Source organism: Streptomyces sp. NPDC058664 (assembly GCF_042716635.1).
Taxonomy (GTDB): domain Bacteria; phylum Actinomycetota; class Actinomycetes; order Streptomycetales; family Streptomycetaceae; genus Streptomyces.
On record NZ_JBHXRW010000038.1, the window covers coordinates 62,359 to 81,635 of the forward strand.

The following is a 19,277-nucleotide window of genomic DNA, read 5'->3' on the forward strand; positions in this document are numbered from 1 at the left end:
AGATGGGCGCTTAACCCGTCAGTCACAAAGCGTTCGTGATCACGCAACACCACTGGGTCACAGTGAGGTCATGACCGATGTGACGTCTTCGAAGAGCGCCCGCCGCCCGCACCACTGGCGGCACGACCTGATCGAGCTCGCCGCCCTGTTCACCGCCGTGGTGGTGGCCGACACGATCGCCAAGACCATCGCCAAGGGGCCCGACGGCCACTACCTGCTGGTCTTCTCGGCGATCGCGCTGGTCGCCACCGCCGCCTTCCACACCTGGTGGGCGCGGAGGCACAGTCATGCGAGCCATGCCCCGCCCGCCGGTCACACCGGCGGGCACTCCACCGTGACCCGCCCGGCCGAGGCGGCCCCCGCCGCCGGGACACGGGAGGACGCGGAGGAGTCCGGGGTGCCCGTCGAGACCGCACTGTGGCGGATGCGCACCACCGTCGCCGACACCCCGGGCAGCCTCGCCGCCCTGTGCACGGTCCTCGCCCGCCTGGGCGTGGACATCCTCACCCTCCAGACGCATCCGCTCGCCGACGGCACGGTCGACGAGTTCCTGCTGCGCGCTCCCGCCGGCCTCTCCGCCCACGCCCTCGCCCGCGAGACGGCGGCGGCCGGCGGCCGCGACACCTGGACCGAGCGGGCCGACGCCCACGACCTGGTGGACACCCCCACCCGGGTCCTGGGCCTGGCCACCCGTACCGCGCTCGACGCGGCCGAGCTGCCGCTCGCGCTGCGCCAGCTCCTCGGCCGCTGCACGCTCCACTCCGTGCCCGCCGTCTCGCTCACGGGCCGCCCCATCGGCGAACAGGCCCCGGTCGAAGGGGTCCTGGAGGAGACGGTGATGCGGCTGCGCGACCCCGACGGCGGCACGCTCATCGTGGAGCGGCCCTACCTCCCCTTCACCCCGACCGAGTTCGCCCGGGCCCGCGCCCTCGTGGAGCTCGACGCGCGGCTCGGCCCGCGGGTCCCGCGCAGCCAGGACGTGCTGACCCTGCCCGAGGGCAACGAGATCACCGTCCGCCGGGCCGACCAGCGCGACCTGTCCGCCGCGCGCGCCATGCACGACCGCTGCTCGTCCCGCACGCTCGGCCTGCGCTACCACGGCCCCGTCGGCGACGCCGACCGCTACCTCGACCATCTGCTCAGCCCCCGCTTCGGCCGCACCCTCGCCGTGCAGACGACCTCCGGCCGTCTCGTCGCCCTCGGGCATCTGCTCTGGGACGGCGACGAGACGGAGGTCGCGCTGATGGTGGAGGACGACTGGCAGCGGCGCGGTATCGGCTCCGAGCTCCTCGGCCGGCTGGTGGCGATGGCCGAGGAGGCCGGCTGCGCGAGCGTGTACGCCGTGACCCAGTCGTCCAACACCGGGATGGTGGCCGCGATGCGGGCGCTGAACCTGCCCCTCGACTACCAGATCGAGGAGGGCACCCTGGTGATCACCGCCCGGCTGTCCTCGGCACCGCGACCGGCCGGCCGGCCGCAGCAGGAACAGCGGCAGGAGCAGCGACACGAAGGGGTCCGGCGGGCGGAGCGCTGAGCGCCTGGGTCAGATCCCGCCACAGGTCCTCGACGTCCTCCAGGCCCACCGACATCCGCAGGAGCCGGTCGCTGACGCCCGCCGAGCGCCGGTCTCCCTCGGCCACGATCCGGTGGCTGATGGAGGCCGGGTGCTGGATGAGGGTGTCGACGCTGCCGAGGCTGACGGCGGGAGTGATCAGCCGGACGCCGGCGATGACGTCGTGCGGGTCCCCGTAGACCTCGAAGGCGATCATCGCGCCGCCGATCCGCGGGTAGTGGACGCGCGCGATCCGGGGGTCGGTGGCCAGCCGCCGTACGAGCTCCGCGGCCGTCGCGGACGCCGCCCTCACCCGTACCGGCAGGGTGGAGAGACCGCGCAGCAGCAGGTAGCCGGCGAGCGGGTGGAGCACCCCGCCGGTGGCGAAGCGCACCTGGCGGAGGGTACGGGCGAACTCCTCGTCGCAGGCGACGATCCCGCCCATGACGTCGCCGTGTCCGCCCAGGTACTTGGTGGCGCTGTGCAGCACGATGCGGGCGCCCTGCTCGACGGGCCGCTGGAGCACCGGGGTGGCGAAGGTGTTGTCGACCAGGAGCGGCACGGAGCCGCAGGAGTGCGCGAGGGCGCGGATGTCCGCCTCGGCGAGGGTCGGGTTGGCGGGCGACTCCACCATGACGAGGCCGGTGTCGGGCCGGATCGCGTCCGCGACGCCCGCGGGGTCGGTCCAGGTCACCTCGGTGCCGAGCAGTCCGGCGTCGAGGAGGTGGTCGCTGCACCCGTACAGCGGGCGGACCGCGACCACGTGGCGCAGGCCCTGGCTCGCCCGGGCGAGGAGCACGGCGGTGAGGGCCGCCATGCCGCTGGCGAAGGCGACCGCCGATTCGGCGCCCTCGAGGCGGGCGAGGGCCTCCTCGAAGCGGGCCACGGTGGGGTTGTCGAGCCGGGCGTAGACGGGCGGCCCGTCGAGCCGGGCGCCCGTGGTGGCGAACTCGTCGATCCGCGCGGCCTCGGCACGCGCGTCGTACGAGGGGTAGGTGGTGGACAGGTCGAGCGGCGGGGCGTGCAGACCGAGCGAGGCGAGGTCTTCGCGGCCGGCGTGCACGGCTTCGGTGGCGAGGGCCCTCGGGGTGACCGAGGAGCCGTAGTCCATGGCGTCCATGGCGGCACTGTGAACGGATACCGGGAAGTAGGGGGAAGTCACCGTGCTACGTTCGCCCGATGGCCGATTCTGTCGTACTGGACGCGGTCGATCTGCACATTCTTCGCCTCCTGCAGAACGACGCCCGGACCACCTACCGCGAGCTCGCCGCCGAGGTCGGAGTGGCGCCGTCCACCTGTCTGGACCGGGTGGCGCGGCTGCGCCGCACAGGCGTCATCCTCGGACACCAGCTACGGCTGGATCCGGCCAAACTCGGCCGTGGGCTTGAAGCGCTCCTCCTCGTCCAGGTACGCCCGCACCGGCGGGAACTGATCGGTCCGTTCGTCGACCGGATCCGGGCCCTGCCGGAGTCCCGTGCGCTGTTCCATCTGACCGGACCGGACGACTACCTGGTGCACGTGGCCGTCGCGGACCCCTCCGACCTGCAACGACTCGTACTCGACGAGTTCACCTCGCGCCGCGAGGTGGCCCGCGTCGAGACCCGGCTGATCTTCCAGCAGTGGGAGTGCGGCCCGCTCCTGCCGCCCTCCACGGGCCCTTCCTTGTCGGCCGACTGAGCCCGGACGAGGGTGACGGGGCCCGCCGGAGAGGCCAGGATGGCCCCCATGCCAGAGATCTCCAGCAGCCCGCTGCCCCGCCAGGTCGCCGACGACCACGTCGACGCACTCATCGCCCTCGACCCGATCACCGGTACGTACCTGGGAGTCAAGGAGAGCGCCGGACTGCTGCCCGACTTCTCGCCCGCCGGCCAGCGGGCCGTGGCCGACCTCGCCCGCCGTACGCTCGCCCGGCTCGACGAGGCGGAGCGCGCCCCCGGCGCGGACAGCGAGGCCGAGCGGCGGTGCGCCCGGCTGCTCCGGGAGCGCCTGACGGCGGAACTCGCCATGCACGAGGCCGAGGAGGGGCTCCGTACGGTCAGCAACATGCGCTCGCCCGCGCACAGCGTCCGCATCGTCTTCACCGTGATGCCGACGGAGACCGTGGAGGACTGGACGGCGGTCGCGGCCCGGCTGCGCGCGGTCCCGGCGGCTTTCGAGGGGTACCGTTCCTCGCTCGCGCTCGGCCTGGAGCGGGGGCTGTACGGCGGGCCGCGCCCCACCGCCACCTTCGTCGGCCAGCTCACCGAGTGGGCCGGCGCGGAGGGCGGGGGCCCCGGCTGGTTCGAGGAGTTCGCCGCCGCCGGGCCCGACAGCCTGCCCGAGGGGCTGCGCGCCGAGCTCACGAAGGCCGGCCGGGACGCCACCGGAGCCGTCGCGGCGCTGCGGGACTGGATGCGGGACGTGTACGCCCCCGCCGTCGCGGACGCCCCGGACACCGTGGGCCGCGAGCGCTACCGGCGCTGGACCCGCTTCTTCAACGGCACCGACCTCGACCTCGACCAGGCGTACGCGTACGGCTGGGCCGAGTACCACCGGCTGCTCGGCGAGATGCGGACCGAGGCCGAGCGGATCCTGCCGGGCGCCGGCCCCTGGGAGGCGCTCGCCCACCTCGACGAGCACGGCACGCACATCGAGGGGGTGGAGGAGGTCCGGGTCTGGCTCCAGGGGCTCATGGACGAGGCCATCGAGGCCCTCGACGGCACCCACTTCGAACTGGCCGACCGGGTGCGCCGCGTGGAGTCCCGCATCGCGCCGCCGGGCGGCGCCGCCGCGCCGTACTACACGGGTCCCTCGGAGGACTTCTCACGCCCCGGGCGCACCTGGCTGCCGGTGGACGACACGACCCGCTTCCCGGTGTACGACCTGGTGTCGACCTGGTACCACGAGGGCGTTCCCGGCCACCACCTCCAGATCGCGCAGTGGGTGCACGTCGCCGACCGGCTCTCCCGCTACCAGGCGACCATCGGCAAGGTCAGCGCCAACTCGGAGGGCTGGGCGCTCTACGCCGAGCGCCTGATGGACGAGCTCGGCTTCCTGCCCGACGCGGAACGGCGGCTCGGCTACCTCGACGGCCAGATGATGCGCGCGTGTCGGGTCATCGTGGACATCGGCATGCACCTGGGTCTCGAGATCCCCGGGGACTCGCCGTTCCGCCCGGGCGAGCGGTGGACCCCGGAGCTCGCGCAGGAGTTCTTCCAGCGGCACAGCAGCCGTCCGCCGTCCTTCGTGGAGAGCGAGATGACCCGCTACCTCTCCATGCCGGGCCAGGCCATCGGCTACAAGCTGGGCGAGCGTGCCTGGCTGCTCGGCCGCGCCAACGCGCGGGCGGCGCACGGCGACGCCTTCGACGCGAAGGCCTGGCACATGGCGGCCCTCTCACAGGGTCCGCTGGGCCTGGACGACCTGGTCGAGGAACTCTCGCGCCTCTGAGCCGTGAGCGGCGGGATTCCCCGGCCGATCACTTGATCGGCCGGGGAATCCCCTGCTATTCCTCGTCCATGACCAGCGAGTACATTCCCGACGCCATCGACTGGCGCATCCTCGAAGCCCTCCAGTCCGAGGGCCGCGCCAGCTTCGCCGAACTCGCCCGCACGGTGTCGATGTCGCCGTCCGCGGTGACCGAACGGGTGCGGCGCCTGGAGGAGGCGGGGGTGATCACGGGGTACACGGCGACCGTCGACCAGGACCGGCTCGGACTGCCCATCCTCGCCTTCGTACGGCTGCGCTATCCGCACGGCAACTACAAGCCGTTCCACGACCTGCTCGACACCACGCCGGAGGTCCTGGAGGCCCATCACGTCACCGGCGACGACTGCTTCGTCCTCAAGGTCGCCGCCCGCTCCATGCGGCACCTGGAGGAGATCTCCGGGAAGATCGCCACGCTCGGCGCGGTGACCACCAGCGTGGTCTACTCCTCGCCGCTGCCCCGGCGTTCGCTCAGCCGCTGAGGCGTCGCCGCCGGTGCGTTCGCTCAGCCACCGAGGCGTCGCCGCCGGAGCGCGGACTCAGCCGCCGAGCGCGTCACCGCCGGTGCGCAGCCGCACCGCCGAGCCCTGCCGCGCCTTGACGACCTCCAGCTGGGCCGGGATCCGGCGGCGCAGGTCGCCGACGTGACTGACGATGCCGACGCTGCGGTCCCGCTCGCGCAGCGAGTCGAGGACGTCGAGGACCTCGTCGAGCGTCTGCTCGTCCAGGCTGCCGAAGCCCTCGTCGATGAAGAGGGTGTCGAGCCGTACGCCGCCCGCCTCGTCGGTGACGACGTCGGCGAGGCCGAGGGCGAGGGCGAGGGAGGCGAAGAAGGTCTCACCGCCGGAGAGGGTGGCGGTGTCGCGCTCGTTGCCGGTCCAGGCGTCGACGACGTGCAGACCGAGCCCGGCCCGCTTGCCGCCGGAACGGGCGTCGGAGTGGACGAGGGTGTAGCGGCCGGAGGACATCCGCTGGAGGCGGGCGGTCGCGGCGGCGGCGACCTGTTCGAGACGAGCGGCGAGGACGTACGACTCCAGGCGCATCCGGCGCTCGTTCTCGGCGGAGGTGCCCGCGGTGAGGGCGGCGAGGCGGGCCACCCGGTCGTACTCCTCGCGGAGCGGTCCCAGGCGGCGGGCCTCGGTCACGGCCTGCCGGGAGAGGCCGGCGAGTTCCGTCACCCGCTCACGGGCGGCGGCGAGGGCGGAGGCGGCCTCGCGGAGCCGGCGTTCGGCCGCCGCGTGGGCGGCCCCGGCGGCGGCGGGATCGGCGGGCGGGAGGCCGGCGGCGGCCGCGGTGCCGGGCTCGGCGAGCCGGTCCGCCACGGCGGCGGCCTCGGCCTGCCAGGCGTCCACGCGGTGCCGGTGGTCCCGTCGTTCGCTCTCGCCCAGGAGCGCGGCGGCGGCCTCGGCCGGGGTCGCGAAGCCCGCGCGGTAGGCGGCGTCGGCGAGCCGGTCGTCGGCCTCCTTGAGCCGCTGGGCGGCGAGTTCGGCGGAGCGTACGGCGTCGGTGGCGTCGACCAGGAGGGCGATCCGCCGCTCCAGGCGGGTGGCGTGCTCGGCCACGCTGCCGAACGCGCCCCGGCCCCGGGCGAGTTCCTCGTCGAGCGCGGCCTGTTCCCGCTCCAGGGCCTCGCGCCGTGAGGTCCTGGCGGCGACCCGCCGCTCGGCCTCCCGCTGCGCGCCGACCCGCTCCTCGTACTCCCGCTCGGCCCTCGCGAGCGCCTCGCGCGCGCTGTGGCTCTGTCCGGCGAGCGCGTGGGCCTCGGCGTGCAGCCGCGCCAACTCCTCGGTCTCTTCGAGGAGTTCCTCGACCGAGGGGGCGGCGCCGTCGGGGGCCGTGGTGCCCGCCAGGACCTCCGTGCGGGCCGCGGACCAGGACTCCCGGGTGACGGCCAGCTCGCGTTCGGCGGCCGTACGGGTCTCCTCGGCTCGGGTGTAGGCCGCGTAGGCGGCCTCCTCGGCGGCGCGGTCGACATGGTCGGCGGTGGTGCGGGCGGGGGCCGGGTGGGCGGTGGAGCCGCAGACCTGGCAGGGGTCGCCCGCCGTGAGGGTGACCGCGAGTTCGGCGGCGATGCCCTCCAAGCGGCGGGACTTGACGTCGAGCCAGCTCTCGTGGGCGGTGTTCCGGCGCTCGCGGGCGGCCGCGAGGCGCCCCTCGGCCGCCCTGGTGTCCTCGGCGAGGGCGTCACGGCGGCGGGCCGCGGCGAGCCGGCGGCGGGCGGGTTCGAGGCGGCCGGCGAGGTGCTCGGCCCGGGCGGCGGCGTCCCTGGCGGCCTCGACGCGCTCGGTGAGCGCGGCACGGCGCGGTTCCCAGCCGGCGAGCCAGTCGGCCGCGTCGCGCAGGACGCCGTCGTCGGCGCGCGCCTCGCGCGTGAGGGCGGCGCGCTCCTCGGCGATGACGGCGGCGCGGCGCTCGGCGCGGCGGGCCGCCTCCAGGCCGCCGAGCTCCTCGCGGAGCCGGTGCTCGAGGGCGGAGAGGTGCTCGGCCCCGGCGTCGGCGAGGTCGGCGGGCAGCAGGGCGCGGGAGCGTTCCCAGTCGGCCCGCGCGCCCGCGTACTCGCGTTCGGCGTCCTCGCGCAGTCCGAGGGCGGGGGCCACCCGGTCCGCCCTGAGGCCGCGGTCGAGGGCGGCCTGGAGCCGGTCGCGCTCGGGGGCGCGGGCGGTGAGCCGCTCGTGGCGCAGGAGCGCGTCGGCGTGCCGGGCCTGACGGGCGGCGAGGTCGTTCTCGGCGTCGAGGGCGGCGCGCGCGGCGCCCTGCCGTGCCTCGGCCCCGTCGAGCCGTACGCGCGTGATGTCGAGTGCCTCGCGGGCCTCCGTACGGGCCACGGCGGCCCAGGTGAGGACCGCGTCGGCGAGCCCGGGGTCGCCGGGCCGTCCCTCGACGGAGGTACGGGCGACGCCGAGGCCCCCGGCGGCCTGGCCCATCCGGTGGGCGAGGGCGAGGAGCCGCTCGTCCCCGTCCTCGACCTGCTGCTGCGCGGCGCGCCGGAGTTCGGCGAGGCGCTCCTCGACGGCGGCGAAGCGCCGGGTGTCGAAGAGGCGGCCGAGGAGCTTGCCGCGGGCCTCGGCGTCGGCGCGCAGGAAGCGGGCGAAGTCGCCCTGCGGGAGGAGGACGACCTGGCAGAACTGCTCGCGGCTCATGCCGACGAGCTGGGTGATCTCCTCCCCCACCTCCTGGTGGGAGCGGCTGAGACCGGCCCAGGTGCCGGTGGCGGGGTCGTACTCGCGCAGCCAGGTCTGGGCCTTCTCGGTGGTGAAGCCGTCGCCGCGTTTCTTGGGGCGCCGCTGGGCGGGGCGCCGGGTGATCTCCAGGCGCCGCTCCCCCACGGTCAGGTCGAGGACGACCTCGGTGGACGTGCCGACGGGGGCGTGGTCGCTGCGCAGGGAGGCGCCGGGGGTCTGGCGGACGCCGGGCACGCTCCCGTACAGGGCGAAGCAGACGGCGTCGAGCACGGAGGTCTTGCCGGCGCCGGTCGGGCCGTGGAGGAGGAAGAGCCCGGCGGCGGACAGGGCGTCGAAGTCGACGGTCTGGGTGCCGCCGAAGGGGCCGAACGCGGTGATCTCCAGGCGGTGCAGTCTCACCGGCCCGCCTCGCGCTCGGCCGTGTCGACCCGTACGTCGTCGAAGGCGCCGTACAGCACCGTCCGCTCGGCCCCGTCGAGGGTCGCGCCACCGCGCACATGGGCCACGAAGTCCTCCGCGATCTGCTGGTCGGTGCGGTCCCGGAGCCGCTGGGCGTAGGAGGCGCCGGAGTCGTCGCCGGTCCGCTCGGGGTCGAAGACCAGGTGCAGGGCGTGCGGGAAGCGCGCGGTGAGCCGGGCCATGGGTTCGGCGGGGCGTACGGGGTCGGTGAGCGTGGCCTCGACCCAGGACTGCTCGTGGGGCGTGAGCGCGGGATCGTCGAGGAGGTCGTCGAGCCGCCCCCTGAGACGCGCGAGGGGGCGCGGGACGGGACAGTCGAGCCGTTCGGCGGTCAGGACGGCGCCGTCGGCGCCGAGGTCGATCAGCCACATCGTCTTGCGGTGGTCGGCCTCGGAGAAGGAGTACGCGAGGGGCGAGCCGGAGTAGCGCACGCGCGGGGTGAGGGTCTGGCTGCCGTGCAGGTGACCGAGGGCGACGTAGTCGACGCCGTCGAAGACCCCGGCGGGGACGGCGGCGACGCCGCCGACGGTGATGTCCCGCTCGCTGTCGCTGGGCGCGCCGCCGGCGACGAAGGCGTGGGCGAGGACGACGGAGCGGGTGCCGGCGGGGCGGCCGGCGAGGTCGGCGCGGACCCGGTCCATGGCGGCGGCGAGCACGGCCTCGTGACCGGCCTTCTCGGCGCCGAGGCGGTCCCGGACGAGGGCCGGTTCGAGGTACGGCAGGCCGTAGAGGGCGACCTCGCCGTGCTCGTCGGTGAGGACGACGGGGGCGCCGATGCCGGCGGGGTCGGTACGGAGGTGGATGCCGGCCCGCTCGATGAGTCCGGCGCCGACGCCGAGGCGGCGGGCCGAGTCGTGGTTGCCGGAGATCATGACGGTGGGCACCCCGGCCTCGGCGAGGCGGTGCAGCGCGGTGTCGAAGAGCTCGACGGCGGGCAGCGAGGGCACGGCACGGTCGTAGACGTCACCGGCGACGAGGACGGCGTCCACCCGGTGCTCGTGGACGGTCGCCACGAGGTGGTCGAGGAAGGCGGCCTGGGCGTCGAGGAGGCCGACGCGGTGGAAGGACCGGCCGAGATGCCAGTCCGAGGTGTGCAGGAGCCTCACGATGCCGTCCCACCCCGCATGTGCGCCGCTCCTCGCCGCTGGTTCCCGTCGTGTGCGGCCTCCACGCTATCCCGCCGGAGGGTGTGGTCGGGGCCGTACGAGCTCCGCGGCCGGGGCCCGACGCGCGCCGAACGGGCAGGAGGGGCCCGGGAGTACGGGTGGGGCGGCGGCGCGGGGAACGGACCTGCCGTCGTCCGTCACGTGCCGGGCGTCACGCGGTACGCCTCACATGTCGCCGTACGTCTCACACGTCACATCGCACGCACGGGTCACACGGTGCCGTACGCCTCGCCGCCCGGTTCGAACGAGGCCGTGCCCGCCGTGGCGTCGGCGAGCCAGGCGCGGAAGGCGGGGACGTCACTGTCCGGGAGCCCGATCTCGATGGTGACGGCGTCGGCGTACCGTACGTCGCGGACGGCCCGGCCGGTCGCCCTCAGGTCGTTCTCCAGCTTGCCCGCCCGCTGGTGGTCGACGGTGACCGTGGCGATCCGGAACCGCTGCCGGGTCACCGTGCCGAGCGCGTCGAGCGCCTCGCCGACCGCTCCGCCGTAGGCGCGGATGAGGCCGCCCGCGCCGAGCTTCACGCCGCCGTAGTAGCGGGTGACGACGGCGGCGACGTACCGCGTCTCGCGGCGCAGCAGCATCTGGAGCATGGGGACGCCCGCCGTGCCGCCGGGCTCGCCGTCGTCGCTGGCCTTCTGGACGGAGGCGTCGGCGCCGAGGACGTACGCGAAGCAGTTGTGGGTGGCGGTCGGGTGCTCCCTGCGGACGCGCGCGACGAACTCCTGCGCCTCCCGCTCGTCGGCGACGGGCGCGAGCGCGCAGAGGAAGCGCGAGCGGTTGATCTCGGTCTCGTGCACGCCCTCGCGGGCCACCGTGCGGTACTGCTCCTGCATCCGGCCAGCCTACGTTCCTTCGGTGTCGCGCTCCCCGGCGGCCGGTTCGGGCCCGGTCGCGAGGCCGGCGTACGGCAGGGCGCGCAGGGCCAGGGCCCAGCCGAGGCGGGCCTCACCGGACTCGCTGGAGCGGCCGGTGAGCTCGGCGACGCGGCCGATGCGGTTGAGGACGGTGTTGCGGTGGCAGTAGAGCCGGTCGGCGGCCCGGGAGGCCGAGCAGCCGTGGTCGAGCCAGACCCGGAGGGTGGTGAGGAGCGCGGCCCGTTCGCCGCCGGTCGCGAGCACGGGGCCGAGGTGGACGGTGACGATCCGTTCGGCGATGTCGGCGCGCCCGCTGAGCAGCACCTGGGCGAGCCGGTCGTCGAAGGCGGCGATCTCGCCGCTGCCCGTGGGGAGGGTGCGGAGGGTCTGTTCGGCGAGTCGCAGGGCGCGGCCCGCCTGGGAGAGGCGTTCGAACTCCGGAGAGACCCCGGCGGTGGCCCCGGTCCGCTCCCGCAGGGTGCCGAGGAGGGCGCGCAGGGCGGGGTCGTCGCCCGGTCCCGCCGCCTGCGGCCGGCCGGCGGGCGCGTCGCGGCGGGGCAGCCGGACGATGCCGGCGTACCGGCCGGAGCGGGGCCGCCAGAAGGACCACAGGCCCTGGGCCTCCAGGACGGGTGCGGGGTGCGGCGGGGCGGCCGGGTCCTGGGCGGCGACCACGACGACGTACCGGTCGACCGCGGGGACGCCGAGCGCGGCCGCGGCGGCCGAGGCGACGGCGGGGTCGTCGGCGCGGCCGTCGAGCAGCGCCTCGAAGAGCGCGACGCGCCGGGTGTCCTGGCGGCTCTGCAGTTCCAGCTGGGCGATCCGGTACGCGTCGGCCATGGCGACCGAGTAGCGGTCGATGGTCTCCCAGACGCCGCTCGCCATGTCGAGCTCGACGTCCCGGCTGTCGGACTCCCGTCCGGCCCTGCCCCGGAGGTGCTCGGCCATCACCTGCCAGAGCACCCGGCCGCCGCGCCGGTAGGCCTGCAGCACGGTGTCGAGCGGCACGCCCTGCTCGGCACGGCGGCGGCCGGTCTCGCGGGCCGCCCGTTCGAAGTCGCCGCCGGTCGCCCGGAGGCCGCCGAAGTCCTCCAGGGCGCGCAGCAGGTTGTCCCGGCAGATCTCCCAGAGGTCCTCGCGGGTGACGGGGGCGTCGGAGGCGTACGTACCGGAGTGGGCGCGGATGTCGTCGACGGCGCGGTCGGTGAGCCGGTCGACGTCGGCGAGCATCGCGGTGGCGAGGGAGCGGCGGAGCGCGCCGGAGCCGCTCAGCGGGGTGTGGGCCCCGCCGGAGCCGCCCGACGGGCTGTGGTGGGCCCCGTCGGGGTCGCCCGCGCCGCTCGCGGGAGTGCGGCGGCCGGCGGGACGCGCGCCCGCGGGTTCGCGGCCGCCGGGGCGCGCGCTCCCGGGCTCGCCGGGCGTCGCCGGGTTGTGCGTCATGGCTGGCACCGTAGCGCCGGGATGTGGCGAATGCCACGGGACGGGCGGGCGGACGGGGCCGCTGCCCAGCTCGGCGGGCCACATGGTGGGCATCCGCACACGGCGTCCGGGCGGGGTCGCGGCGGATTCCGTGCCGTGTCACCGATCGTCGGCAGAGCTGTTGACTCCGTGTCCCCGGAGCGTGTCATGGAGGCCCCGCGGGAGGCCGAACGCCGGGCGGGGGAGGGCTGAGCGTCCATACGGGAATCACGGCACGGGGCGGCTCGTTGACCGGGAGGACGGGCCGCGCCGAGGAAGGGCAGCAGAGAAGATGAGCGTCGACACCACGACCACGGAACCCACCGAGTACTCCGCGTCGGAGGCGGTGCGGCGGATCCTCACGTCCACCGGCGACACCTGGGCGGTGGTGGGCCTCTCCTCGAACCGGGAGCGGGCCGCGTACGGGGTGGCCGCCGTCCTGCAGCGCTTCGGGAAGCGGATCGTCCCGGTCCACCCGAAGGCGGAGACGGTCCACGGCGAGCGGGGGTACGCGTCCCTGGCCGACATCCCCTTCCCGGTCGACGTCGTCGACGTGTTCGTCAACAGCGGTCAGGCGGGCGGGGTCGCGGACGAGGCCGTCGCGATCGGCGCGAAGGCGGTCTGGTTCCAGCTCGACGTGATCGACGACTCCGCGTTCGCCCGCACCCGTGCGGCGGGCCTGGACATGGTCATGGACCGCTGCCCCGCGATCGAGATCCCGCGTCTCGGCCTCGGCTGATCCCACGTCTCGGCGCCGGCCGGTCCCGCCCTGCCTCAGCCGACGGGGACGCCGAGCCCCTCGATGACGACCGCGCCCGGGAGTTGGGCGAAGGCCTTGCCGGGGAGGATGAGTTTGCCGCGGCGGCGGCCGCTGCCGATCAGGACCCACGCGGTGTCGACCACCGCGGCGTCGACGAGGAGGGTCCAGGCGGCGGGGAGGCCGACGGGGGTGATGCCGCCGTACTCCATGCCGGTCTCGCCGGTCGCGGTGTCCATCGGCGCGAACGAGGCCTTGCGGGCGCCGAGACGCTTGCGTACGACCCCGTTGACGTCGACCCGGGTCGCCGACTTCACGACGCACGCGGCCAGGGTCGTCGTCTCGCCGCGCCTGCCCGCGACGACCACGCAGTTGGCGGACGCGTCGAGCAGTTCGGGCCCGTGGTGCTCGACGAAGACGGCGGTGTCGGCGATGGCCGGGTCGGTGTCCACGTACAGCAGCTGATCCGCCGGTACGGGCCCGGTCCAGGCGCGGACGGCGGCGGCGACGGGGTCGGTCAGCAGGTCGAGGCGGTCGGGGGCGGGGCGGGCGTCGTCGAAGTCTCCGATGGGTGCGCGCATGCGGCTCAGGCTAGCGACCGCCGCCCGGTGCGCGGCGGGGCGTCTCAGCGTACGGGCGGGATGGAGACGGCCATCGTCATCTCGGCGGGCTCGGCGCCGTCGTTGCGGTAGGCGTGTGCCGTACTGGCCTCGAAGGTGGCGGAGGTACCGGCCGGCAGCAGGTGCTCCTCGCCGTCCACGACCAGGGTGAGGACACCGGCGGTGACGTGCAGCAGCTCGACCGTGCCCTCGGGGTGCGGGTCGGAGGCACTGCCGTCGCCCGGCATCAGGGTCCAGGACCAGAGCTCCAGGGGGCCGCGGGCCTCGGTGCCGACGAGGAGCGTGGTGTGGCTTCCGGTGGAGGTGGACCACATGCGGACGGCCTGGTCCGGCGGGACGAGCCGGACCTGGGGGCCCTGCTCGTAGTCGAGGAGGGTCGTGATGGAGACGCCGAGGGCGTCGGCCAGCTTCACGGTGGTGCCGACGCTGGGATTGGTCCGCGCCTGTTCGATCTGGATGATCATGCCGCGGCTGACGCCGGCCCGGGCGGCGAGGGCGTCCAGGGTGAGGCCCCGCTCCTTGCGCCAGTGCTTCAGGTTCCGGGCGAGCGACTGCGTGAGCTGATCGAGGTCCGACACATTCCGTCCAATATTCTGGATGACAGAGTTCAATGCATTGAACTACGGTGAGGTGTACCCGATTGTTCACTGCACTGTACTGCCGTCCGTGACTGCGAGGCCCCATGACCGCCCTGTTCGCCCTGGCCACCAGCGTCCTGTGGGGCTTCGCCGACTTCGGCGGCGGCCTGCTCACGCGCCGGATGCCCGCCCTCACGGTCGTCGTGGTCTCCCAGCTCCTCGCGGTCCTCGCCCTCGGCGCCGTCGTCCTCGCGACCGGCGCGTGGACGGAGGCGGGACCTCTGCTCTGGTACGCGGTCGGCGCGGGCGTCGTCGGCCCTGCGGCCATGTTCGCCTTCTACAAGGCCCTCGCGCTCGGCCCCATGGGCGTGGTCTCGCCGCTCGGCTCGCTCGGCGTCGTCGTCCCCGTCTCGGTCGGCCTCCTCGTCGGCGACCGGCCCGGACTCCTCCAGTTCGCCGGGATCGGGGTGGCGGTCCTCGGCGTGGTCCTGGCCGGCGGACCGGAGCTGCGCGGAGCGCCCGTCCAGCGCCGGGCGGTGCTGCTGACCCTGGTCGCGGCCTTCGGCTTCGGATCGGTGATGGCGCTCATCGCCGAGGCCTCCACGACGGTCACCGGCCTCTTCCTCGCCCTGTTCGTCCAGCGGGTCACCAACGTCCTGGTGGGCGGCGGAGCCCTGTACGCCTCGGTGCGGCGCGGCGGCCGGGCCCTCCCCGAGGGCGGTCCCGGGGTCGTCCGCGCGGCGCTCCCGGCCCTCGCCTTCGTCGGCCTCGCCGACGTCGCGGCCAACGGTACGTACGCGATCGCCGCCCAGCAGGGCCCGGTCACCGTCGCCGCCGTCCTCGCCAGCCTCTATCCGGTGGTGACGGCCCTCGCGGCCAGGGGCGTCCTCAAGGAACGCCTCCGGGCGGTCCAGGCGGCGGGCGCGGGCCTCGCCCTGGTGGGCACGGTCCTGCTGGCCACCGGCTAGTGCGCACCGGGCCCTCGCGACTCCGTCCCCTCATGAGGGGACGGTCGCCCCTTATGAGGGGACGGTCTCGGAGCTGCCCGTACGCCCGGCCTCCCACGCCGCGAGGGCCGCGAGCTGCGCGGCGGTGACGTGCTCCGGGATCGGGACCGGGGCCGGGGTGCGCAGCGGCGGCTGCCAGCCCTTCTCCGGGTCCCAGCCGCGGACGACCTTCGCCGGGGCGCCCGCCACGACCGAGTGGTCCGGCACCTCTCCGCGTACCACCGCGCCCGCCGCGACGACCACGTTCCGGCCGAGCCGGGCGCCGGGAAGGACCACCGCGCCGGTGCCGAGCCAGCATCCGGGGCCGATGCTGACGGGCTCGGAGCGGGGCCACTGGCGGCCGACCGGCTCGTCCGGGTCGTCGTAGCTGTGGTTGGTCGAGGTGATGTAGACGTACGGGCCGCAGTACGTGTCGGAGCCGATGGTCACCTTCGCGTCGGCGATCACATGGCTGCCCCGGCCGAGGACGACCCCGTCACCGAGCGTCAGAACGGTGTCCTGGCCGAGGTCGAGGCCCGGCAGCATTCCCGCCGTCAGCGTGACCTGTTCGGCGACGATGCAGCACTCGCCGATCTCGATCCACCGCTCACCGAAGACCGTGCCCTGCGGGAAGGCGAGCCGGGTGCCCGCGCCGAGACGGCGGAAGCGCAGCTTCCCCGGGTGTTCGGCGGTGACGGAGCCGGCCTCCTGCACCCAGCGCCAGCCGCCCTGTACGGCGCGGGCGAGGACCCGGCGCCGCCAGGCGGCGAGGGATGAGAACGTGTTTCTGTTCCTGGGCACCCGGACACCGTAGTCGGCGCCGTCGTACCTGATCGGCACGGTGCGCTGTGATGTCCGTCATGAGCACGGCATAGGGTGCGGCCGGGGGCATCCCCGGGCGCGACACGACGGCTGACGATCAGGAGCGAACCATGACAGAGGCGTTGATCAAGGGCGTGGGCGGCAAGGAGCCGCTGATCGACCCGACCGCCTTCACCGCCCCCACCTCCGTGGTCCTCGGCGAGGTGACGCTCGGCGCCCGCGCCAGCCTCTGGTACCACACGGTGCTGCGAGCGGACTGCGGGCCCATCGTGATCGGCGAGGACGCCAACGTCCAGGACAACTGCACGGTCCATGTCGACCCCGGCTTCCCCGTCTCGATCGGGGCCCGCGTGACCGTCGGCCACAACGCGACCGTGCACGGCTGCGTCATCGAGGACGACGTCCTCGTCGGCATGGGGGCGACCGTCCTCAACGGGGCGCGGATCGGCGCCGGCTCGCTCGTCGCCGCGCAGGCCCTCGTCCCGCAGGGCATGGAGATCCCGCCGGGCTCGCTCGTGGCCGGCGTCCCGGCGAAGGTACGTCGCCCGCTGACCGAGGAGGAGAAGGCGGGCATCAAGCTCAACGCCGAGATGTACCTGCACCTCGCCAAGGCGCACGCCGAGGCGTTCGAGGACTGAGGGGACCTGGAGGACCGAGCCGTACGGCCCCGGGACACGAAGGAGGGCGGCACCCGTCGACGGGTGCCGCCCTCCTTCACGTACCGCCGGGGCACGTACCGCCAGGGGTCAGTCGGCCACCGCGACCGGCTCCGGAGCCGACTCCGCGGCCTCCGAGCGCTCCGCCGCGGCCTTCTTCGCGCGGTTCTTGATGATCAGCATCGAGGCGACGCCGATCAGGACGGCGAGGACGAGGCCGAGCCACGAGAAGCGCTTCAGCCACGCCTCGGCGACGATGCCGACCGAGTAGATGACGGCCGTGGTGCCGCCGGCCCAGAGGATGCCGCCGAAGACGTTGGCGACGAGGAACTTCCAGTACGGCATGTGCAGGACGCCCGCGAGCGGCCCGGCGAAGATGCGGAGGAGGGCGACGAAGCGGCCGAAGAAGACCGCCCACATGCCCCACTTCTGGAAGGAGCGCTCGGCGAGACCGATGTTCGCCTCGCTGAAGTGCTTGGGGAACTTCCCGCCCAGCCAGGCGAGCAGCGGCCGGCCGCCCCTGCGGCCGATCGCGTAGCCGATCGAGTCGCCGATGATCGCTCCGGCGGTGGCGCAGGCGCCGAGCACCCACGGGTTGATGTCGCCGTGCTGGGAGGCGAGCAGCGCCGAGCTCACGAGCACGATCTCGCCGGGAAGCGGGATGCCCAGGCTCTCGAGCCCGATCACCACTCCCACAAGGATGTAGACGGCGATCGCGGGAATCGTCTCCAGCCACTCCTGGACGTGCAACGCGGCTTCCTCCCGTTTCGACTGTCGTGCCGCGCCGGGCCCGTGGTCGGGGGCCCTGGCACAGGCGCGCGCCGCGACCGGGCACGCCGGGGCAGCCTACCCGGTCGCGACGGGACGTCCGGATCGGCACCGGGTGGCCCGGAGCGCGGCCGCCCCCGCACCCGTGGGGGTGCGGGGGCGGCGCGTGGCGCTCGGGATCAGGCGTTCGGGCGCAGGGTCCAGACGACGGTCATCTCGCCGGTCACGGCGCCGTCCTCGCGGGTGATGTCGATCCGCACCGGGAACTCCGGCCGCTGGCCGGCGTCGAGCTCGGCCACGACCTCGGCGACGGGGCGCCCCAGGGTGGCGGTGGCCGTGACGGCGCCCATGGCCAGCTTCTTGTAGCCGATCTCGGCCTTGACGGCGAGCGGCACCGCACGGCTCAGCTGGTCGCCGAAGGCGGCGAGCACGATGGCGCCGCTGGCGGACTCGGCGAGCGTGAACATCGCTCCGGCGTGCGGGCCGCCGACGTGGTTGTGGTAGGCGGGCTGGTCCGGCAGGCGCACGACGGCGCGCTCGGCGGTGGTCTCCAGGAACTCCAGGTTCAGGGTCCCGGCCATGGGGACCGTGGCGGCGAGCATCTCGCCGACGGTCATCTGGTCTGCGCTCATGGACCGCGATGTTACCCACGAGTAGCCAACTTGGCCATCCCCGGGGCCCCTCGCTTCCGGGACCGGGCGTGGTCGAGGGCGCCGCGCACCTCTATGGTTACTGGCCATGTGGCCAGGACAGCAGCCGCCCGGGGGCGAGCAGAACCCGCAGGACCAGAGTCAGAACCCCTACCAGCAGTCGGGGTACCAGCAGCCGAACCCGTATCAGCAGCCGCCGGCCCAGCCCGGATACCCGCAGCCGCCGACGCAGCCGGGCTACCCGCAGCAGCCGCCCGCGCAGCCCGGCTACCCGCAGCAGGGGTACGGCCAGCAGCCGGGTTACGGCCAGCCCAACCCGTACCAGCAGCCGACCGTGCCGCAGCAGTACGCGGTGCCGGGCCCCGGTCAGCCCGGCGGCCCCGGCGGCGGGAGGAAGAAGCAGACGACCCTGGTGGCGATCGTCGCCGCGACCGCCGTGGTCGTCGCGGCCGGTGTCACCGGCTACCTGGTGCTCGGCAAGGACGACGACAAGCAGCCGACCGCCGACGGCAAGACGCCGCCCTCGGCCCCCGCGTCGGTGGACCCCTCGGCCGACCCGAGCGGCTCCCCGTCCCTCGCCAACCCGCGCGACGGCGCCGGCCAGCAGCCGACGATCCCCGGCTGGAAGGTCGTCCACAACCCGAAGTACGGCACCCTCTTCGACGTACCGCCGGAGTGGGAGGTGCTGAAGACCGGGATGATCACCGCCTTCGAGGACGAGAAGAAGAACGACGGCAGTCCCCTCGTGACGATGTCGTCGCCGGCGCGCCTCAAGAGCGAGTGGTGCACGTACGACACCGACAAGAACGGCACCGACGAGACCTGGGGCCTGAGCACCGCCGGCACCAAGGGCGGCCAGGGCGCCAAGAACACGGCGGAGGCAGCGCGCGGCGAGGCCGCTTCGTGGGTGTGGGGCGGCTACGCGCAGCACATGCCCAAGAACACCATCAAGATCACCAAGGCCGTGCCGTACACGACGGCGTCCGGGCTCACCGGCAGCATGGCGACCGCCACGGCACCGGGCGTCAAGAAGCGCAACAAGTGCGAGTCGGACGGCAAGGCGTTCGCCTTCACCTTCAAGAACACCGCGGGTGACTTCTCGACCTGGGTGCTCTACGGGGCCGACAACGTCCCGGGCGAGCTGCCGGACGACGTCATCCGCCGGATCCTCTCGACGGTCCGCCTCGCGCCGGAGTCCTGACCTGCCGGGGCCCCGCGGGCGGGGGACGCGCGCCCGGGGCCCCCCCGCCCCGGCGGGGCCCCACCCGCCGCGGGCCGCACCCACCAGGGGCGGGGGGCGC

At 74.5% G+C, this 19,277-nt stretch carries 18 protein-coding genes; 8 read left to right on the forward strand and 10 right to left on the reverse strand.

Going from position 1 to position 19,277, the window contains the following annotated elements:
• The first annotated feature begins 70 nt into the window (after nt 1-70).
• Complete coding sequence (locus tag ACFWUY_RS27485; protein WP_384114974.1) at nt 71-1,534, forward strand: GNAT family N-acetyltransferase; 1,464 nt, start codon at nt 71-73, stop codon at nt 1,532-1,534.
• Here ACFWUY_RS27485 and ACFWUY_RS27490 read toward each other — a convergent pair.
• Nucleotides 1,434-2,672 carry a trans-sulfuration enzyme family protein gene (locus ACFWUY_RS27490; protein WP_384114977.1) on the reverse strand — a complete coding sequence of 413 codons (1,239 nt, stop codon included), beginning with the start codon at nt 2,670-2,672 and terminating at the stop codon, nt 1,434-1,436. The two genes, ACFWUY_RS27485 and ACFWUY_RS27490, sit on opposite strands and share 101 nt — an antisense overlap.
• 59 nt (nt 2,673-2,731) lie before the next feature.
• Here ACFWUY_RS27490 and ACFWUY_RS27495 point away from each other — a divergent pair, with 59 nt between their 5' ends.
• From ACFWUY_RS27495 to ACFWUY_RS27505, 3 genes are all read left to right on the forward strand, one after another.
• On the forward strand, nt 2,732-3,229 hold the full coding sequence (locus tag ACFWUY_RS27495) for an Lrp/AsnC family transcriptional regulator (RefSeq protein ID WP_384114980.1): 498 nt from the start codon (nt 2,732-2,734) through the stop codon (nt 3,227-3,229).
• Between the two features lie 48 nt (nt 3,230-3,277).
• Nucleotides 3,278-4,981: a DUF885 domain-containing protein gene (locus ACFWUY_RS27500; protein WP_384114983.1), complete on the forward strand. Its 1,704-nt coding sequence runs from the start codon at nt 3,278-3,280 to the stop codon at nt 4,979-4,981.
• A 68-nt stretch (nt 4,982-5,049) separates the two neighbouring features.
• Complete coding sequence (locus ACFWUY_RS27505; RefSeq protein WP_384114986.1) at nt 5,050-5,499, forward strand: Lrp/AsnC family transcriptional regulator; 450 nt, start codon at nt 5,050-5,052, stop codon at nt 5,497-5,499.
• Between the two features lie 57 nt (nt 5,500-5,556).
• On the opposite strand, the gene ACFWUY_RS27510 is transcribed toward ACFWUY_RS27505, so the two are convergent.
• From ACFWUY_RS27510 to ACFWUY_RS27525, 4 genes are all read right to left on the reverse strand, one after another.
• Nucleotides 5,557-8,598: an AAA family ATPase gene (locus ACFWUY_RS27510; protein WP_384114989.1), complete on the reverse strand. Its 3,042-nt coding sequence runs from the start codon at nt 8,596-8,598 to the stop codon at nt 5,557-5,559.
• Complete coding sequence (locus tag ACFWUY_RS27515; protein WP_384114992.1) at nt 8,595-9,764, reverse strand: exonuclease SbcCD subunit D; 1,170 nt, start codon at nt 9,762-9,764, stop codon at nt 8,595-8,597. The genes ACFWUY_RS27510 and ACFWUY_RS27515 overlap by 4 nt, the downstream gene beginning before the upstream one ends.
• A gap of 269 nt (nt 9,765-10,033) precedes the next feature.
• Nucleotides 10,034-10,660: a YigZ family protein gene (locus ACFWUY_RS27520; RefSeq protein WP_384114995.1), complete on the reverse strand. Its 627-nt coding sequence runs from the start codon at nt 10,658-10,660 to the stop codon at nt 10,034-10,036.
• A 9-nt stretch (nt 10,661-10,669) separates the two neighbouring features.
• Nucleotides 10,670-12,121, reverse strand: coding sequence for a PucR family transcriptional regulator (locus ACFWUY_RS27525; RefSeq protein ID WP_384114998.1), 1,452 nt, complete (start codon nt 12,119-12,121; stop codon nt 10,670-10,672).
• 310 nt (nt 12,122-12,431) lie between these two features.
• Between ACFWUY_RS27525 and ACFWUY_RS27530 the strand changes: the two genes are divergently transcribed.
• A complete protein-coding gene (locus ACFWUY_RS27530; RefSeq protein ID WP_384115001.1) occupies nt 12,432-12,878 on the forward strand; it encodes a CoA-binding protein in 447 nt (148 codons plus the stop codon).
• Between the two features lie 35 nt (nt 12,879-12,913).
• On the opposite strand, the gene ACFWUY_RS27535 is transcribed toward ACFWUY_RS27530, so the two are convergent.
• Nucleotides 12,914-13,477 (reverse strand): YbaK/EbsC family protein, encoded by a 564-nt coding sequence (locus ACFWUY_RS27535; RefSeq protein WP_384115004.1) that lies wholly within the window; start codon nt 13,475-13,477, stop codon nt 12,914-12,916.
• A gap of 44 nt (nt 13,478-13,521) precedes the next feature.
• Nucleotides 13,522-14,094, reverse strand: a complete 573-nt coding sequence (locus ACFWUY_RS27540; protein WP_384115007.1) for a helix-turn-helix domain-containing protein — start codon at nt 14,092-14,094, stop codon at nt 13,522-13,524.
• 104 nt (nt 14,095-14,198) lie between these two features.
• Here ACFWUY_RS27540 and ACFWUY_RS27545 point away from each other — a divergent pair, with 104 nt between their 5' ends.
• Complete coding sequence (locus ACFWUY_RS27545; RefSeq protein WP_384115010.1) at nt 14,199-15,062, forward strand: EamA family transporter; 864 nt, start codon at nt 14,199-14,201, stop codon at nt 15,060-15,062.
• Nucleotides 15,063-15,113: 51 nt separating this feature from the next.
• Here the strand turns inward: ACFWUY_RS27545 and ACFWUY_RS27550 are convergent, their stop codons facing one another.
• Nucleotides 15,114-15,881, reverse strand: a complete 768-nt coding sequence (locus tag ACFWUY_RS27550; RefSeq protein WP_384115013.1) for an acyltransferase — start codon at nt 15,879-15,881, stop codon at nt 15,114-15,116.
• A 131-nt stretch (nt 15,882-16,012) separates the two neighbouring features.
• Here ACFWUY_RS27550 and ACFWUY_RS27555 point away from each other — a divergent pair, with 131 nt between their 5' ends.
• Complete coding sequence (locus ACFWUY_RS27555; RefSeq protein ID WP_384115016.1) at nt 16,013-16,540, forward strand: gamma carbonic anhydrase family protein; 528 nt, start codon at nt 16,013-16,015, stop codon at nt 16,538-16,540.
• A gap of 108 nt (nt 16,541-16,648) precedes the next feature.
• Here ACFWUY_RS27555 and ACFWUY_RS27560 read toward each other — a convergent pair whose 3' ends face one another.
• Both ACFWUY_RS27560 and ACFWUY_RS27565 read right to left on the reverse strand, forming a co-directional pair.
• Nucleotides 16,649-17,308, reverse strand: a complete 660-nt coding sequence (locus tag ACFWUY_RS27560) for a DedA family protein (protein WP_384115019.1) — start codon at nt 17,306-17,308, stop codon at nt 16,649-16,651.
• A gap of 197 nt (nt 17,309-17,505) precedes the next feature.
• A complete protein-coding gene (locus tag ACFWUY_RS27565; protein WP_384115033.1) occupies nt 17,506-17,943 on the reverse strand; it encodes a DUF4442 domain-containing protein in 438 nt (145 codons plus the stop codon).
• Nucleotides 17,944-18,064: 121 nt separating this feature from the next.
• Between ACFWUY_RS27565 and ACFWUY_RS27570 the strand changes: the two genes are divergently transcribed.
• Nucleotides 18,065-19,177 (forward strand): hypothetical protein, encoded by a 1,113-nt coding sequence (locus tag ACFWUY_RS27570; RefSeq protein ID WP_384115022.1) that lies wholly within the window; start codon nt 18,065-18,067, stop codon nt 19,175-19,177.
• The last annotated feature ends 100 nt before the right edge of the window (nt 19,178-19,277 follow it).